Source organism: Kocuria gwangalliensis, assembly GCF_039544365.1.
Lineage (GTDB): Bacteria > Actinomycetota > Actinomycetes > Actinomycetales > Micrococcaceae > Kocuria > Kocuria gwangalliensis.
Window position 1 is genome coordinate 1 of the sequence record NZ_BAABLN010000017.1, and the last position, 16,376, is coordinate 16,376.

A 16,376-nucleotide genomic window follows, 5' to 3' on the forward strand; every position below is an offset into this window, starting at 1 on the left:
AGGTCGATCTGGATAAACCCGGGCTCGGCGTCGTTCCACTCTCGCCAGGTCTTCATCGGGATTGAGGCCTTCAACATCGATCCCGGCCGGGTATGGCTGATCGGTTTGCGGGCCACCAGCCCGGCCCGGGCGTCGGCGAGGCGTCGATCGATCGTGGCCGGCGACATCGAACGCACCTGCGCAATGACCTCAGGGGCGACCCCGTCCAAGTGGCCGTGGAGTTCCAGGTTGGCCAGCACCTGCGGCAGCGCCGGATGCAGCCGCTTGCCCGTCGGGCCGTCCAACACGGCCCAACAGCGAGTGAGCAGCTCGACTGCGGCCGCATCATAGGTCCGGACTGGAACACGCTGCTTGTGTGGTGCCGGGCCGCCGCGAGCACGCTCGGTCAATCCCCGTCGGATCGCCTTGCGTGCGTGGTCACGGTGCCAGCCGGTCACCTCGCACACCGCGTCTAGGATCGCCGACTTCTCTGCTTTCGTGGCTTTTGGCCATTTATTGAGCTGAGCTGCCATGACCGCCCTGCGTTGTCCCATCGTGAGCTCCATCCCAGATGTTCTCGCACGCGGGCATTCTCGGATGAGTCAACGACTCGACCTACGCGGGCATCTTCAATGAGTCAACGCGTGGATTTGAGGAACCGGCGAAGGGTCTGTAAAGTAGCTTTTCGTTGCACGGATGTGCACGGTCCCCCGTAGCTCAATTGGCAGAGCATTCGACTGTTAATCGAAGGGTTACTGGTTCGAGTCCAGTCGGGGGAGCAAGCATCGAGAGAAGCCCCGGTCCGCCGGGGCTCTTTTCGTGTTCGGGGTTTGGCGCGCGATCGGGGTGGATACCTAAGCCTCGATCCACCGACGCGGGTTCAGGCCGGAGTGTGATTCCAGAAGCACCGGGTGAATTGATTTTGGGCGTGAGGAAGTNGTCAGTTGGACCCGAGGGTGCCTGAGCTGTAGAGTGGGGCAGTACGCGTGTGGCACACGTGTGCCCACATCACTGACTTCGACACTGCTGAGTCAGAATCCTCAATGCTCCTGGAACCGCCTGGCGGTCCACATTCTCGGAAGAGAAAGCGGGGCACGAGCCAGCGTATTCGCGCGTTCCGACACGCGAAACAGCGCGCGGCATCGTCAAGCGATGATCACCGCGCCTCAGCTGCCCGTTCACGGATTCTGGTTGCGCAGACCGATCCTCAGTGGGGCAGCGAAGCAGATGACCCGTTCGTCTGAGTCACTTCGAACCACTCACGCCACAAACCCAGCGCGTACGTGCTTTGTGAAAACGCCTCGGACCCCTCCTACGGTCACGGGGAGCACCGTGCAGCGAAGCGTTCAAATATCTACCGTTCCGCAAGGCTCGACATCGTCCAGATATGGATGAGAACCGGCGCGACGACAGGAGAAATCAGTGATTCAGCAGGAGTCGCGGCTTAGGGTCGCCGATAACACGGGTGCGAAGGAAATCCTCACCATCCGTGTACTCGGTGGATCCGGACGCCGTTACGCAGGCATTGGCGACGTTATTGTCGCCACCGTAAAGGACGCAATCCCCGGTGGCAACGTCAAGAAGGGCGACGTTGTCAAGGCCGTTGTGGTCCGTACCAAGAAGCAGAGGCGCCGTTCCGACGGCTCCTACATTCGTTTCGACGAGAACGCCGCAGTGATCTTGAAGACCGACGGGGATCCCCGTGGCACGCGCATCTTCGGCCCCGTGGGTCGCGAGCTGCGCGACAAGAAGTTCATGAAGATCATCTCGCTGGCTCCGGAGGTGCTCTGACATGGCGAAATTCAAGATTAAGACCGGAGACCTGGTTCAGGTCATTTCCGGCAGCAAGCAGAACAAGGGCAAGCAGGGCAAGGTCCTGCGCGTGAACACCGAAACCTCCCGCGTGGTGGTCGAGGGTGTCAACGTGATGACCAAGCACAAGCGTGCCAGCGCCCAGGGCGAAGCCGGTGGCATCGTCAAGACCGAGGCTCCCATTCACATCTCCAACGTGATGCTCGTGGACCCGGAGACCGGCAAGCCGACCCGCGTGGGCTACCGCACCGAGACCGTGGAGCGCGACGGCAAGCAGAAGACCGTCCGCGTTCGCGTGTCCAAGAGCACCGGCAAGGATCTGTGATGAGCGAAACGACCGAAACCAAGATGACACCGCGGTTCAAGACCAAGTACCACGAGACCGTTGCGCCGGCACTGCAGGAAGAGTTCGGTTTCACGAACGTCATGCAGCTGCCCCGCATCACCAAGGTCGTCGTGAACATGGGTCTGGGCGAGGCAGCCAAGGACTCCAAGCTGGTGGATTCCGCCATCAAGGACCTGACGGCCATCACCGGCCAGAAGCCCGTGGTCAACCGCGCCAAGAAGTCCATTGCACAGTTCAAGCTGCGCGAAGGTATGCCCATTGGCGCTCACGTCACCATGCGTGGCGATCGCATGTGGGAATTCCTGGACCGTCTGGTGACCCTGGCCCTGCCGCGTATCCGTGACTTCCGTGGTTTGTCCGATCGTCACTTCGACGGTAACGGCAACTACACCTTCGGTTTGACGGAACAGTCCATGTTCCACGAAATCGACCAGGACCGGATCGACCGCGTGCGCGGTATGGATATCACCGTGGTGACCTCCGCCAAGACTGACGACGAGGGTCGCGCGCTGCTCAAGGCGCTCGGCTTCCCGTTCAAGACCAACTAATTCCCGCGACGTCAGAGGTCCCGACTGGCTGTAACCGGCCGGGAAACCGTGACGAGGAAGGGCATGTGCCCAAACATGACAATGACAGATCCTGTCGCAGACATGCTGACGCGTCTGCGTAATGCGAACTCCGCATACCACGACACCGTGAGCATGCCGTACTCCAAGCTGAAGGCTCGGGTTGCGGACATCCTTAAGGCCGAGGGTTACATTGCGGACTGGAACGAGGAGCCGGCCAAGGTCGGAAAAACCCTCGTTCTGTCCCTGAAGTTCGGCCCCAACCGTGAGCGTTCCATTGCGGGCGTTCGCCGCATCTCCAAGCCGGGTTTGCGCGTGTACGCGAAGTCCACCAACTTGCCGAAGGTTCTCGGCGGTATGGGCATCGCGATCCTCTCCACCTCTTCGGGTCTGCTGACTGACAAGCAGGCCGGCAAGAAGGGCGTGGGCGGGGAAGTCCTCGCGTACGTCTGGTAATCGGTAGCACAGAACAAGAAAGGAAGAGAACATGTCACGTATTGGACGTCTCCCGATCTCTGTGCCCGCCGGTGTGGAGGTCGCTGTGGACGGTTCCGTGGTGAAGGTCAATGGCCCCAAGGGCGCATTGACTCAAACCGTGGCCGCTCCCATCACCGTGGTTGTGGAAGACGGCACCGTTCAGGTGTCCCGCCCCAACGACGAGCGTGAATCCCGCGCTCTGCACGGTTTGACTCGTACCCTGATCGCCAACATGGTCCAGGGTGCCTCCGAGGGTTACAGCAAGCAGCTGGAAATCGTCGGAACCGGTTACCGTGTGCAGGCCAAGGGCGCCAACCTGGAGTTCGCTCTGGGCTACAGCCACCCTGTCCCGTTCGAGGCTCCGGACGGCATCACGCTGTCCGTCGAAGGCTCGAACAAGGTCACCGTCGCCGGCATCGACAAGCAGCAGGTTGGCCAGGTTGCCGCGAAGATCCGTAAGCTGCGTCTGCCCGACCCCTACAAGGGCAAGGGCGTGCGTTACGCCGGCGAGCAGATCCGCCGCAAGGCCGGAAAGGCTGGTAAGTAATCATGGCTCTCGTAATCAAGGGCAAGTCGAAGTCCGCTCAGCGTGCACGCCGTCACCGCCGCGTACGCAAGTACGTTGCCGGCAGCGCTGTGCGTCCCCGTCTCGTAGTGACCCGCTCCGCGCGTCACATGGTCGCTCAGGTGATCGACGACGACAAGGGTGTCACCCTGGCGTCCGCTTCCACCATGGAAGCTGACCTGCGGTCCGCCTCGGACGACAAGACCGCCAAGGCCAAGCGCGTGGGCGAGCTCGTTGCCGAACGCGCCAAGGCTGCCGGAATCGAAACTGTGGTTTTCGACCGTGGCGGTAACAAGTACCACGGCCGTGTGGCCGCGGTGGCCGATGGTGCCCGTGAAGGAGGTCTGGCGCTGTGAGCGAGCAGAACAATGAGAAGGAAACCAAGGTGAGCGAAGCCACCAACGCTTCCAACGAAGCTACCGAGGCTCAGCAGGGAGCTGACGACAACCGCGGTGGCCGCGGCGGTCGCGGCAACCGCAACGAGCGTGGTGGCCGTGGCGAACGCGGCGGTCGTAACGAACGCGGCGGCCGTGGTGGCCGTGGCGGTCGTGACGAGGAGAAGGACAAGTTCCTCGAGCGCGTCGTGACCATCAACCGTGTGTCCAAGGTGGTCAAGGGTGGCCGCCGCTTCAGCTTCACCGCCCTCGTGGTGGTTGGCGATGGCAACGGCATGGTCGGCGTGGGTTACGGCAAGGCCAAGGAAGTTCCCGCCGCTATTTCCAAGGGCGTGGAGGAAGCCAAGAAGAACTTCTTCCGGGTTCCTCGCGTGGAAGATCGCACCATTCCGCACCGTGTGCAGGGCGAAGCCGCTGCCGGTGTCGTGATGCTGCGTCCGGCCACCCCGGGTACCGGTGTTATCGCCGGTGGTCCGGTGCGTGCCGTACTCGAGTGCGCGGGTATCCACGACGTGCTGTCCAAGTCCTTGGGTTCGTCCAACCAGATCAACATCGTGCAGGCAACCATCGAGGCCCTGCGGATGCTCGAAGAGCCCGCTTCCGTGGCTGCCCGTCGTGGCTTGCCCATGGACGAGGTTGTTCCGGCTCCGCTGCTGCGCGATATCCAGAAGGCAGGTGCCTGATGAACGGAAAGCGCATTCAGGCCGACGGTGCCAACCTGCGTATCAAGCAGATCCGCTCCATGGTCGGTCAGAAGCAGAACATGCGTGACACCCTGCGTTCCCTGGGCTTGAAGAAGCCGGGCAACGTGGTGGTACGCAAGGCCGATGCAGCGACCGCGGGCATGATCAATACCGTGTCGCATCTCGTAGAGGTTGAGGAGGCCGAGTGAGCATGGCTGAAAACATTGGGAGCAAGAAGCAGCACGCCCTGAAGGTTCACCACCTGCGTCCGGCCCCCGGATCTCACCAGTCCAAGACCCGTGTGGGTCGTGGTGAGGCTTCGAAGGGTAAGACTGCCGGTCGTGGTACCAAGGGCACCAAGGCGCGTTACCAGGTGAAAGCCGGCTTTGCCGGCGGTCAGCTGCCGTTGCAGATGCGTCTGCCCAAGCTGCGTGGGTTCACCAACCCGTTCCGGGTGGAGTACCAGGTCGTGAACCTGGACCGTCTGGGCGAGCTGTTCCCCGAAGGAGGCACGATCGGTATCTCCGATCTGGTCGCCAAGGGTGCAGTCCGCAAGAACCAGCCGGTCAAGGTTCTGGGCACCGGAGAGATCTCCGTTGCACTGAACATCACCGCGGACAAGTTCTCCGCCTCCGCGGCTGAGAAGATCGCCGCTGCCGGCGGTTCCACGCAGACCGCGTGAGACCGAACGCAGTAATCGGTTGTAGGGTGTAACCCTGAACTGAAGCGGGCCCCGTGCCGTATTGTCGGCGCGGGGCCCGCTACTTTTTACCGGGGTGTCGGCGCTCACCTCCCATCGTGAGCGCGCGGCATCCTTCGCTAGACTTGCCCGGGGTCGGGACCGGCCGGGCCAACACTGAAGTTTTTGGAGGAGGACCTGTGCTCAGTGCTTTCGCACGGGCGTTCACAACGCCGGAACTGCGCAATAAGCTGCTGTTCACCCTCGGGATCATCGTGATCTACAGGTTGGGCACTTTCATCCCCGCGCCTGGCGTGGACTACGGCAACGTGCAGCAGTGTCTGGCCTTGGGTAACACCAGCGGCGGCGTGTACGACCTGGTCAACCTGTTCAGCGGCGGTGCGCTCCTGCAACTGTCCATCTTCGCGTTGGGCGTGATGCCTTACATCACGGCCAGTATCATCGTGCAGTTGCTGCGCGTGGTCATTCCTCGTTTCCAGGAACTCCACGAAGAGGGCGCCCAAGGGCAGACCAAGCTCACGCAGTACACCCGCTATCTGACCATTGGTCTGGCCGCACTCAACGCCACCACGGTGGTGTCGCTGGCTCGCTCCGGTGCTCTGCTGGGTGACTGCCCCCTGCCGATCATTCCCGACGACTCGCTGATGATCCTGGTCATCATGATCCTCACGATGACCGCCGGCACCACCTTGATCATGTGGCTCGGTGAGCGCATCACCGACAGGGGCGTCGGTAACGGCATGTCCTTGTTGATCTTCACGTCTATCGCCGCAACCTTCCCCTCCGCGCTCGGTGACATTCTCCGCACCCGCGGTTGGGGCTTGTTCCTGGCGGTGTGTGCCGTGGGGCTGGTGGTCATCACGTGCGTGGTGTTCGTGGAGCAGTCACAACGCCGCATTCCCGTGCAGTACGCCAAGCGCATGGTGGGTCGCCGCACGATCGGTGGCACCAGCACGTACATTCCGCTCAAGGTCAACATGGCCGGGGTGATCCCCATCATTTTCGCGTCGTCCATGCTGATGCTGCCGTCCATGATCGCGCAGTTCGGAATGCCCAGCGACGGCTCACCGGTGCCGGGTTGGGTCACCTGGATTAACACGTACCTGACATCGGGTGATCACCCGGTGTACATGGTCACGTACTTCCTGATGATCGTGGCGTTCACGTACTTCTACGTGTCCATCACCTTCAACCCCGAGGAAGTCTCCAACAACATGAAGCGTTACGGAGGTTTCATCCCGGGCATCCGTGCGGGGCGCCCCACGGAGAACTACCTGCGCTATGTGCTCTCCCGGATCACCCTGCCCGGTGCCCTGTACCTGGGCATCGTGTCCATGATCCCGCTCGTTGCACTGGTGCTTTTCGACGCGAACCAGAATTTCCCGTTCGGCGGCCCGTCGCTGCTGATCATGGTGGGTGTGGGTCTGGACACCGTGAAGCAGATCGACGCCCAGTTGCAGCAGCGCCATTACGAGGGACTGTTGCGTCAGTAGTTGCCCGCCGAGTTCCCACGATCCCGAGGATCTGCCCCGCCAGTGGGCCGTTGCCAGTAAAGTGGTGGGGGACCAGAGAAGTTCGTGCAAGGAGAAACCATGACCCGTATGTTGATCATCGGACCGCCAGGCGCTGGCAAGGGCACGCAAGCGGCTCGCATCTGTGAACAATTGAGCGTTCCTGCGATCTCCACGGGGGATATTTTCCGAGCCAATATCAAGGAGCAGACCGAGCTCGGTCAGGAAGCCCAGCGCTACACGGACGCGGGCAACCTGGTCCCGGACTCGGTGACCAACTCCATGGTTCGGGATCGTCTGGCGCAGTCGGACGTCAACAACGGTTTCCTGCTGGACGGTTACCCCCGCACCGTGGCTCAGGTCGAAGAGCTGGACAACATTCTGGAGGCCAACGACACCCACCTGGACGTGGTGTTGCTGCTGACCGCGGACAATGACGAGCTCGTCAAGCGTTTATTGGGTCGCGCCCAGGACCAGGGCCGAACCGACGACACCGAAGATGTGATTCGGCATCGTCTGGACGTGTACGACGAGCAGACCGCACCGGTCGTCGAGGTTTACAACCAGCGTGGCATCGTGACTCAGGTGGACGGCCTCGGTGACATCGACGAGGTCACCGAACGCATCATGGCGACACTGGCCCGCTGACACGGATCGCGGCTGTAAGCCCTCGGAGCGGCGCTGCTGTGCGCCTTCCGAGGGCTTAGCCGTTGTCAATACACATCACTACGAAGGGAATGGCTCACCGTGTTTGGTCGCCGCAAGGTAGAACTGAAGTCCGACGCTCAGCTCGCGGTCATGGCCCGCGCAGGGGTGGTAACTTCGCGCGCTTTGGACGCCGCCGTTGCCGCGGCCGTCCCCGGCGCCACGACCGCTGACGTGGACCGGGCCTTTCGGGACGTCCTCGCGGACAACAATGCGGAGTCGAACTTCCTAGGGTACTTCGGCTACCCGGCCACGGTGTGCGTGTCCGTCAATGACCGGGTGGTGCACGGAATTCCAGGCAGCGACGTCTTGGCGGACGGGGACATCGTCTCCATCGACGGTGGTGCCATCGTCGACGGCTGGCATGGTGACTCGGCCCGGACCGTGCTGGTGGGGGAGCAGCACGACCCCGCGGACGTCGAGCTGTCCGAGGTGACCCGCGCAGCCATGTGGCGTGGCATCGCCGCCATGGCCACGGGCACTCACGTGGGCGACATCGGGCAGGCGGTGGAGAACTATGTGCACGGTGCTGTCGGGCAGCGTCTTGGTATCCTGGAGGACTACGTGGGTCACGGCATCGGCACCGCGATGCATATGGCACCGGACGTTCCCAACTACGCGGTGCGCAACCGCGGACCCCGACTGGTTGCGGGTATGGCACTTGCCATTGAGCCCATGCTGGTGCGCGGAGGTATTGAAACCAGAATCCTCGAGGACGATTGGACCGTGGTGACCGTGGACGGCTCCAACGCGAGCCAATGGGAACACAGCGTCTGCCTGCACTCCAAGGGACTGTGGGTGCTGACAGCCGAAGACGGCGGTGCTTGCGAACTTGAACCACTGGGCGTACATCCCGTCCCGATAGCCGCATCCTGAACCGCACGCGCGGTACGCACGAGCGAGAGGACCAGACATGGCCACCGAAACTGTAGAAATCACGCAACGACCCAAACCCGGCCAGCTGGTGTTCAAGCCCGCTCGTCGCGGGAAGCCGCCGCAGCACCTGGCGGATCTGGATCTGGCCGGGCGCAAGGACATGCTGCGAGAAGCCGGATACCCGGCCTTCCGCGCCGCGCAACTGTCCAAGCACTACTTCGAGCGCTTCGAATCCGACCCGGAGAAGATGACCGACCTACCGGCCGGCCAACGCGAGGAGTTGGTTGTCGCCGCCATGCCTCAGCTGCTGACCACGGTCAAGAACCTCAAGGCCGATCAAGGCATGACGGTCAAGTCCGTCCATCGCCTGTTCGACGGCGCCATGGTCGAGTCGGTGCTGATGCGCTACAGCAAGCGCGTGACCATGTGCATTTCCTCCCAGGCCGGTTGTGGCATGAACTGCCCGTTTTGTGCCACGGGCCAGGCCGGGCTGACGCGTAACCTTTCCGCCGCGGAGATCGTGGACCAGGTCGTGCAAGGCATCCGGGCCCTGCGTGACGGCGTGGTGGGCCCCGCAGAGGAGGCCCCGCTGCGGGTGTCGAACATCGTTTTCATGGGCATGGGTGAGGCGCTGGCCAATTACAAGGCCACCATGGGCGCCGTGCATCGTCTGATCGATCCCTCGCCCGAAGGCCTGGGCATTTCCGCACGCGGGTTGACCATGTCCACCGTTGGTCTGGTGCCGGGCATGCGTAAATTCACCCAGGAAAAGCTGCCGATCACCCTGGCGCTGTCCCTGCACGCACCGGACGACGAACTGCGCGACGAACTGATCCCGGTCAACAACCGCTGGAAGGTCGACGAAGCGTTGGACGCCGCACGCGAGTACTACGACGCCACCGGCCGCCGAGTATCCATCGAGTACGCGCTGATCCGTGACATGAACGATCAGGGCTGGCGAGCGGACCTGCTGGGGGAGAAGCTCAACAAGCGCGGTGCCGGATGGGTTCACGTGAACCCCATCCCGTTGAACCCCACGCCGGGTTCCAAATGGACGGCGTCGCGCCCGGGAGTCGAGCAGAACTTCGTGGAGCGGCTGCGCGCCCACGGCATCCCCACCACGGTGCGCGACACCCGCGGTTCCGACATCGACGGCGCATGCGGCCAGCTGGCCGCTGACGTCTAGGCCCGCGGCGGCGTCGTCGCCGGAATAGAACGTGGCCGGTAGCCCCTACCCATTACCGGATTGCATATCAAGTCTCAACCGCGTAACGTATTGCGTTGGTTGTCTGTGCTCGCGCCGCTGAGCTGTGCCCACCCACGAACCCACCCCGAACGTACGTTTCAGGGGAGAGTTGTGGCTGCCGGCCGTCAGTGGCGAGAGTTCTGTAAACCGTCCGGATAGATAACCGGACCCCTCGAAAAGTTAGCGGAGGATATGGCCAAGAAAGACGGAGTCATCGAGATCGAAGGCACTGTGGTCGAGGCTCTGCCCAACGCGTCGTTCCGTGTTGAGCTGAACAACGGTCACAAGGTGCTTGCCCACATCTCTGGGAAAATGCGCCAACACTACATCCGAATCCTCCCCGAGGACCGGGTCGTGGTGGAGCTGAGCCCGTATGACCTAACCCGAGGCCGGATCGTCTACCGCTACAAGTAGCACAATCGCGGCGCCACACACCGCGCGGATCGCTGTGATCTGCGGGGTGTTTGCTGCGTTATTCACCACCACTAGTACGCGAAGGAATGCGATGAAGGTCCAACCGAGCGTCAAGCAGATCTGCGACAACTGCAAGGTGATTCGCCGTAACGGCCGAGTCATGGTGATCTGTTCGAACCCCAGGCACAAACAGCGCCAGGGCTGACGGGAGCGCTCCCGTCCACGCAAGTGGATTGACAGAACGGACACTGCAGCCAGCACCGCACGGTGCGGCAACCCCCGGCACGGAGGCCGGAGACCGAACGGAACACCTTGTTCGGGACGCAGTGTTCAAGACCTCCGGACAGTACAAGGAGAACCGCCAACATGGCTCGTCTCGCAGGCGTAGACCTCCCCCGCGAAAAGCGGCTGGAAATCGCGCTGACTTACATCTACGGCGTGGGTCGTACCCGTGCACTCGCAACCCTTGATGCCACTGGCATCTCGGGCGACGTGCGCGTGAAGGATCTCACCGACGCTCAGCTCGTTGAGCTGCGCGACTACATCGAGGGCAACTACAAGGTCGAAGGCGATTTGCGCCGCGAGGTTGCCGCCGATATCCGCCGCAAGGTCGAAATCGGTAGCTACCAGGGTGTGCGTCACCGCCGTGGCCTTCCGGTCCACGGCCAGCGCACCAAGACCAACGCACGTACCCGCAAGGGTCCCAAGCGCACGGTCGCCGGCAAGAAGAAGTAATCGTGGTCGCCACCCAAGCCGGTGGCTGATCAACGTCGAAGATCTTTGTAGGAGAACTCATGGCTCAGAAAACTCGCGCGACGGCTGCTCGCAAGCCGCGCCGCAAGGTTAATAAGAATGTGACTCAGGGCCAGGCCCACATCAAGTCCACGTTCAACAACACCATCGTTTCCATCACCGATCCCTCCGGTGCCGTTTTGTCGTGGGCTTCCGCCGGCGCCATGGGCTTCAAGGGATCACGTAAGTCCACCCCATTCGCCGCTCAGCAGGCCGCCGAGGCCGCAGCCAAGGGTGCTCAGGAGCACGGCATGCGCAAGGTTGACGTGTTCGTCAAGGGACCGGGTTCCGGACGCGAAACCGCTATCCGTGCACTGCAGGCCACCGGGCTCGAGGTTGGCTCCATTCAGGACGTTACCCCGTCCGCTCACAATGGTTGCCGTCCCCCCAAGCGCCGTCGCGTTTGATGCGCGCAGCGTGAGCACCGAGCCGTCAAGGTTCGGTGCCCACGCATCGACGCGGTGATCTCGCCTGGTCTCCGCGCACCTCACCCCTTGTTTTCCACCACCTGCGTGCGTCATATGGCGGAGGCACGCTGAAAGGAAACATCAGTGCTCATCGCACAGCGCCCCACCCTCACCGAAGAGGTAGTGGCTGATAACCGCTCCCGGTTCGTGATCGAACCGCTCGAGCCCGGTTTTGGCTACACCCTCGGCAACTCCCTGCGCCGCACTCTCTTGTCCTCCATTCCCGGTGCCGCCGTGACCAGCATCCGCATTGACGGTGTGCTGCACGAGTTCTCCACCGTGGACGGTGTCAAGGAAGACGTCACCGAGCTGATCTTGAACATCAAGAAGCTCTCGCTGTCCTCCGAGGAGGACGAGCCCGTGACCGCGTGGCTGCGCAAGCAGGGACCCGGCGAAGTGACCGCCGCTGACATCTCGGCTCCGGCCGGTGTCGAGGTCCACAACCCGGAACTGCACATTGCCACCTTGAACTCTAAGGGCCAGCTGGAGATCGAACTGACCATTGAGCGCGGTCGCGGCTACGTTTCTGCTTCGCAGAACAAGTCCGCGGATTCCGAGATCGGTCGCGTTCCGGTTGATTCCATCTACTCTCCGGTCCTCAAGGTGACTTTCCGCGTGGAAGCCACTCGTGTGGAGCAGCGCACGGACTTCGACAAGCTCATCCTGGACGTGGAGACCAAGGAGGCCATCACCCCGCGTGATGCCATTGCTTCCGCCGGTACCACCCTGGTGGAGCTGTTCGGTCTGGCCCGCGAGCTCAACACCACGGCCGAGGGTATCGAGATCGGTCCGTCGCCCACGGATGCTGCCGCCGCCGCGGATATGGCCTTGCCCATCGAGGATCTCGAACTCACCGTTCGTTCCTACAACTGCCTCAAGCGTGAGGGCATCCACAGCGTGGGTGAACTGGTTGCACGCTCCGAGGCAGATCTGATGGACATCCGCAACTTCGGTGCAAAGTCCATTGACGAGGTCAAGGCCAAGCTCCAGGAGCTCGGCCTGGCACTCAAGGACTCCCCGCCAGGTTACGACCTCGCCGCGCACGCAGCTTCGTTGGAGGACGAGGACGAGAACAACAACCCGTTCGACGTCGACCTCGACTGAAGTCTTACAACTTTCCCGTTTCTCACGAGGCCGCGAGCTAGCCACGCGAGAGACCGATCACCAGGAGATCTACTATGCCTACCCCTACCAAGGGACCCCGTCTCGGCGGCGGGCCTACCCACGAGCGCATGATGCTCTCGAACATGTCTCAGCAGTTGTTCGAGCACAAGCGCATCACCACCACCGTGACCAAGGCCAAGCGCCTCCGTCCCGTGGCAGAGCGTCTGATCACCTTCGCCAAGCGCGGTGACCTGGCTTCCCGCCGTCGCGTGATGCGTCAGCTCAACGACAAGTCCGTGGTGCACGAGCTGTTCACCGCCATTGCTCCGGCTATGGACGGCCGCGACGGTGGTTACACGCGCATCACCAAGATCGGTAACCGCAAGGGCGACAACGCCCCCATGGCGGTCATCGAGCTGGTCATGGAGCCCGTTGCCACCAAGTCCACTGTGGCCGAAGCAGAGAAGGCCACGGAGAAGGCTGCCGTGGCTCCGGCCGCACCGGTCGATACCCCGGCCGACACCACCGCCGAAGAGGTCAAGGCTCAGGAGATCCCCGCTGAAGAGCGGGCTCCCGAGACCCCCGAAGAGGCAGCCGAGGTCGCAGCCGAGAACCAGGACGCCGAGTTCGCCGGTTCGCATGCGCCGTTGGAGTCCGGTGAAGCCCCCGAGGGCTTCTCCATCAAGGGCAACAAGAATTCCATGAAGTACCACGTTCCCGGCTCCCGCTGGTACTCCGGTACCACCGCGGAGATCTGGTTCGATTCCCCGGCCAACGCCGAGGCCGCCGGTTTCCAGCCGGCCGGTGGCGCTGCCGCTCAGAAGATCGCTGAGTAAGCACTACGCTGCTCGACCGACGCCGCCGCAGGTAACCTGCGGCGGCGTCGTCATTTTTCGGGAGGATATGAACATGTCGGGTGAGCTGGTGCGCTTGCGGATCAATGTGGCGTACGACGGCGCCCCGTTCAGCGGGTGGGCACGTCAACCCTCGCTGCCCACCGTGCAGGGCGCGGTGGAGGCCGCGCTCGAGCTGGTCCTGCGCCGCCCGGTGCGCACGGTCGTTGCGGGGCGCACGGACACGGGTGTGCATGCTCGGCGACAAACCATTCACGTGGATGTGCCGGTGGCCGCCTGGGAATCGACGGCTGCCCGCGCGGGGGTCGCTCCGGGGGAGGCGCTGGTTCGTCGGCTCAACGGTGCCCTCAACCGGGTGCTGGGCAAGGACCGCCTCAGCCAGGGGCTCACGTCCGCTCTCGGCGCCGTTATCGTCCACGACGCCGCTGCGGCACCCGCCGGATTCGACGCAAGGTTCTCGGCGCTGTCCCGCAGTTACGCCTACCGGATCTCCGACGCCGCCAGCGGTCACGATCCGTTGACGCGCGGTTTTGCGTGGTGGGTCAACGAAAAGCTCGATGTTCCGGCCATGAACTCGGCGGTGGAACATTTACTGGGACTCAACGACTTCTTAAGTTTCTGCAAACCACGGGAAGGCGCTACGACGATTCGTGAACTGCAGTCCGCAGCGGTGGAACGGGATGCATCGGGTCTGGTGACCGTGCAACTGCGGGCCGACGCCTTTTGCCATCACATGGTCCGTTCCGTCGTGGGCGCGGCCGTTCGGGTGGGCCAGGGCCGCTACGAACAGGATTGGTTGGGGGATCGGTTGGCGGCGCGCGTGCGCGATGCCCGGGTGCTGCTCGCGCCCCCGCACGGGCTGGTCCTGGAATCCGTGGAGTACCCCGCGGATCACGAATTAGCCGCGCGGGCGGAGCAGACGCGGGCCAGACGCCCGGGGGGCTGAGCCCCTGCTGACCGAGCGGTTGAGTGAGTAGGCTCAGCGGTAGAGCGTGCATATTTGCCCCTCTGACCTGGAGGCATTCATGACCAATACAGCAACGGACTACCGACCACGGCCGAACTGGGGCGGGCCAGTCGCGCCGATAGTGGCGTGGGCGGGTGCACTGCTCAGCCTGACCGCCGTGGGTTTCGCGCTCTCCGGTTACTCCGCTGGCACATGGCTCTCTTTCCCACTGGGGCTACTCGGTGCGGTTGCCGGGGGTAATGCGCGACGCTTCTTGCCCATGATCCTGTGCATCATCGCCGCCTCGGTGCTGCCCCTCGCCATCTTGTTAACCGGATTCTGACGGCGGTACGTGAACACGTGCCGTCGCCAATCATTACCTGCTGAAATGCACAGGACCCGTTAATTGGCGCCGATTTGAAGCTTCCGGTAACATGGCTTGCTGTTGTGCGTGCCCGCCCGGTCACGTGTACCCAAAGCGGTTGCTCATGTTGCAGAGCGCAAGACCGATTGGTGCACCGGGTTGCGGGAGCGCGGATGCCGCCAGGCTCTCACCCTGGCCCCGAAGCACAGCGAAACAACCCGACACGGACCGTCGTGTCATCAGTAGACAAACGAAGGCAGATCAACGTGCGTACGTACACTCCGAAGCCCGGTGACGTCCAGCGTCAGTGGCACGTCATCGACGCCACCGACGTGGTCCTGGGTCGTCTTGCCAGCCAGACCGCAACACTGCTGCGCGGGAAGCACAAGCCGACCTTCGCTCCCCACGTGGACATGGGCGATTTCGTCGTCATCATCAACGCAGAAAAGGTCGCACTGACCGGCGCCAAGCTGGAACAGAAGCGTGCCTACCGCCACTCCGGTTACCCGGGCGGTCTCAAGTCCACCAACTACGCAGAGTTGCTGGAGAAGAACCCCACCCGTGCAGTGGAAAAGGCCATCAAGGGCATGCTGCCCAAGAACAAGCTGGCCGCTCAGCAGCTGTCCAAGCTGAAGGTCTACGCAGGCCCCGAGCACCCGCACTCGGCACAGCAGCCCAAGCCCTACGAATTCACCCAGGTCGCCCAGTAATTCGGGCCAACGAGAGCACATAAGGAGAATCGTGGCTCAGAATACTGAAGAAGTAGAAGTTGTCGAAGTAACCGAAGGTACCGAGGAGCTCAGCAGCTACACCTCGGAATCCACCGGCCCCGTCGAAGGTGGTGCCCCCGCTTCCGAGCGCGCGCCCCTCACCGTTTCCGGTCAGGCCGTCGGCCGCCGCAAGCAGGCCATTGCACGCGTGCGCCTGGTGCCCGGCTCCGGCAAGTGGATCGTCAACGGCCGCGAACTGGCCGAGTACTTCCCGAACAAGTTGCACCAGCAGGAAGTGAACGATCCGTTCCGTCTGCTGGACCTCGAAGGTGCTTACGACGTGAGCGCCCGCATCTCCGGTGGTGGCCCCTCCGGCCAGGCCGGCGCCATGCGTCTCGGCATCGCTCGCGCGCTGAACGAGATCGACCTGGAGCACAACCGTCCGGCACTCAAGAAGGCCGGCTTCCTGACTCGTGACGCCCGCGTCATCGAGCGCAAGAAGGCAGGCCTCAAGAAGGCCCGCAAGGCTCCTCAGTACTCCAAGCGCTAAACCTGCGCGCCCCCACGTCGAACACGGCGTGGACTCGGGGCCCCGCACATCGGCATCGTCCGCTGTACGGGGTCCCGCTTCGTTTTAAGGGCCGTTATAACCCTCCACTACCGATGAGGGGCCGTCATAGCCCTGGCGCTGCTGACCACAGAGGCGCTACCGGCCCCTCGGACGTACGGCATGGTCCCGCCGGCTCTTGGGGCGGAGGTCGCCGCTCCACCGTGCGTGGCCAGGGGCACGGTGGGACGACGGCGTCGGCATACAAGACTCGTGCACGCGGTGACTCGGTGGCCGGCAGGATGGCCGGCACGGGT

At 63.0% G+C, this 16,376-nt stretch carries 23 protein-coding genes, 1 tRNA gene and 1 pseudogene; 24 read left to right on the plus strand and 1 reads right to left on the minus strand.

The window, feature by feature from the left end; translation table 11 throughout:
- Positions 1 to 512 (minus strand): annotated as a pseudogene (locus ABEA06_RS07310) (integrase); the annotation flags it as partial.
- Between the two features lie 173 nt (positions 513 to 685).
- On the opposite strand from ABEA06_RS07310, the gene ABEA06_RS07315 reads away from it, so the two are divergent.
- From ABEA06_RS07315 to rpsI, 24 genes are all read left to right on the plus strand, one after another.
- Positions 686 to 758, plus strand: a tRNA-Asn gene (locus ABEA06_RS07315).
- 643 nt (positions 759 to 1,401) lie between these two features.
- Positions 1,402 to 1,770 carry a 50S ribosomal protein L14 gene (rplN, locus tag ABEA06_RS07320; protein ID WP_095796586.1) on the plus strand — a complete coding sequence of 123 codons (369 nt, stop codon included), beginning with the start codon at positions 1,402 to 1,404 and terminating at the stop codon, positions 1,768 to 1,770.
- A 1-nt stretch (position 1,771) separates the two neighbouring features.
- Positions 1,772 to 2,116 carry a 50S ribosomal protein L24 gene (gene rplX, locus ABEA06_RS07325; RefSeq protein ID WP_303381382.1) on the plus strand — a complete coding sequence of 115 codons (345 nt, stop codon included), beginning with the start codon at positions 1,772 to 1,774 and terminating at the stop codon, positions 2,114 to 2,116.
- A complete protein-coding gene (rplE, locus tag ABEA06_RS07330) occupies positions 2,116 to 2,685 on the plus strand; it encodes a 50S ribosomal protein L5 (RefSeq protein ID WP_303381381.1) in 570 nt (189 codons plus the stop codon). The genes rplX and rplE overlap by 1 nt, the downstream gene beginning before the upstream one ends.
- 75 nt (positions 2,686 to 2,760) lie before the next feature.
- Positions 2,761 to 3,159 (plus strand): 30S ribosomal protein S8, encoded by a 399-nt coding sequence (gene rpsH / locus ABEA06_RS07335; RefSeq protein ID WP_190781368.1) that lies wholly within the window; start codon positions 2,761 to 2,763, stop codon positions 3,157 to 3,159.
- Positions 3,160 to 3,190: 31 nt separating this feature from the next.
- Positions 3,191 to 3,727: a 50S ribosomal protein L6 gene (gene rplF, locus ABEA06_RS07340; RefSeq protein WP_345311065.1), complete on the plus strand. Its 537-nt coding sequence runs from the start codon at positions 3,191 to 3,193 to the stop codon at positions 3,725 to 3,727.
- 2 nt (positions 3,728 to 3,729) lie between these two features.
- On the plus strand, positions 3,730 to 4,101 hold the full coding sequence (rplR, locus tag ABEA06_RS07345) for a 50S ribosomal protein L18 (RefSeq protein ID WP_303381379.1): 372 nt from the start codon (positions 3,730 to 3,732) through the stop codon (positions 4,099 to 4,101).
- A complete protein-coding gene (rpsE, locus tag ABEA06_RS07350; protein ID WP_303381378.1) occupies positions 4,098 to 4,823 on the plus strand; it encodes a 30S ribosomal protein S5 in 726 nt (241 codons plus the stop codon). The genes rplR and rpsE overlap by 4 nt, the downstream gene beginning before the upstream one ends.
- Positions 4,823 to 5,032: a 50S ribosomal protein L30 gene (gene rpmD / locus ABEA06_RS07355; protein ID WP_190781372.1), complete on the plus strand. Its 210-nt coding sequence runs from the start codon at positions 4,823 to 4,825 to the stop codon at positions 5,030 to 5,032. Before rpsE ends, rpmD begins: the two co-directional genes overlap by 1 nt.
- A gap of 2 nt (positions 5,033 to 5,034) precedes the next feature.
- Entirely contained in the window at positions 5,035 to 5,505 is a 471-nt protein-coding gene (gene rplO, locus ABEA06_RS07360; RefSeq protein WP_190781373.1) for a 50S ribosomal protein L15, read from the plus strand.
- Positions 5,506 to 5,702: 197 nt separating this feature from the next.
- Positions 5,703 to 7,016, plus strand: coding sequence for a preprotein translocase subunit SecY (gene secY / locus ABEA06_RS07365; protein WP_312396507.1), 1,314 nt, complete (start codon positions 5,703 to 5,705; stop codon positions 7,014 to 7,016).
- Between the two features lie 99 nt (positions 7,017 to 7,115).
- Positions 7,116 to 7,682 (plus strand): adenylate kinase, encoded by a 567-nt coding sequence (locus ABEA06_RS07370; protein WP_345311066.1) that lies wholly within the window; start codon positions 7,116 to 7,118, stop codon positions 7,680 to 7,682.
- Positions 7,683 to 7,781: 99 nt separating this feature from the next.
- Positions 7,782 to 8,615, plus strand: a complete 834-nt coding sequence (gene map, locus ABEA06_RS07375; protein ID WP_345311067.1) for a type I methionyl aminopeptidase — start codon at positions 7,782 to 7,784, stop codon at positions 8,613 to 8,615.
- Between the two features lie 37 nt (positions 8,616 to 8,652).
- Positions 8,653 to 9,801 carry a dual-specificity RNA methyltransferase RlmN gene (gene rlmN / locus ABEA06_RS07380; RefSeq protein ID WP_345311068.1) on the plus strand — a complete coding sequence of 383 codons (1,149 nt, stop codon included), beginning with the start codon at positions 8,653 to 8,655 and terminating at the stop codon, positions 9,799 to 9,801.
- A gap of 252 nt (positions 9,802 to 10,053) precedes the next feature.
- Positions 10,054 to 10,275 (plus strand): translation initiation factor IF-1, encoded by a 222-nt coding sequence (infA, locus tag ABEA06_RS07385; protein WP_016997072.1) that lies wholly within the window; start codon positions 10,054 to 10,056, stop codon positions 10,273 to 10,275.
- Positions 10,276 to 10,366: 91 nt separating this feature from the next.
- Entirely contained in the window at positions 10,367 to 10,480 is a 114-nt protein-coding gene (gene rpmJ, locus ABEA06_RS07390) for a 50S ribosomal protein L36 (protein WP_016997073.1), read from the plus strand.
- Between the two features lie 161 nt (positions 10,481 to 10,641).
- A complete protein-coding gene (gene rpsM / locus ABEA06_RS07395) occupies positions 10,642 to 11,010 on the plus strand; it encodes a 30S ribosomal protein S13 (protein ID WP_303382525.1) in 369 nt (122 codons plus the stop codon).
- Between the two features lie 59 nt (positions 11,011 to 11,069).
- A complete protein-coding gene (rpsK, locus tag ABEA06_RS07400; protein WP_303382526.1) occupies positions 11,070 to 11,474 on the plus strand; it encodes a 30S ribosomal protein S11 in 405 nt (134 codons plus the stop codon).
- Between the two features lie 144 nt (positions 11,475 to 11,618).
- Positions 11,619 to 12,638 (plus strand): DNA-directed RNA polymerase subunit alpha, encoded by a 1,020-nt coding sequence (locus ABEA06_RS07405; protein WP_303382527.1) that lies wholly within the window; start codon positions 11,619 to 11,621, stop codon positions 12,636 to 12,638.
- A gap of 74 nt (positions 12,639 to 12,712) precedes the next feature.
- A complete protein-coding gene (gene rplQ, locus ABEA06_RS07410) occupies positions 12,713 to 13,474 on the plus strand; it encodes a 50S ribosomal protein L17, sunset domain variant (protein ID WP_303382528.1) in 762 nt (253 codons plus the stop codon).
- Between the two features lie 67 nt (positions 13,475 to 13,541).
- Positions 13,542 to 14,438, plus strand: coding sequence for a tRNA pseudouridine(38-40) synthase TruA (truA, locus tag ABEA06_RS07415; RefSeq protein ID WP_345311069.1), 897 nt, complete (start codon positions 13,542 to 13,544; stop codon positions 14,436 to 14,438).
- Positions 14,439 to 14,517: 79 nt separating this feature from the next.
- Positions 14,518 to 14,781: a hypothetical protein gene (locus ABEA06_RS07420; protein ID WP_303382530.1), complete on the plus strand. Its 264-nt coding sequence runs from the start codon at positions 14,518 to 14,520 to the stop codon at positions 14,779 to 14,781.
- A 287-nt stretch (positions 14,782 to 15,068) separates the two neighbouring features.
- Positions 15,069 to 15,512, plus strand: a complete 444-nt coding sequence (rplM, locus tag ABEA06_RS07425; protein ID WP_303382531.1) for a 50S ribosomal protein L13 — start codon at positions 15,069 to 15,071, stop codon at positions 15,510 to 15,512.
- 31 nt (positions 15,513 to 15,543) lie between these two features.
- Positions 15,544 to 16,062 (plus strand): 30S ribosomal protein S9, encoded by a 519-nt coding sequence (gene rpsI / locus ABEA06_RS07430; RefSeq protein WP_303382532.1) that lies wholly within the window; start codon positions 15,544 to 15,546, stop codon positions 16,060 to 16,062.
- Positions 16,063 to 16,376: the final 314 nt, after the last annotated feature.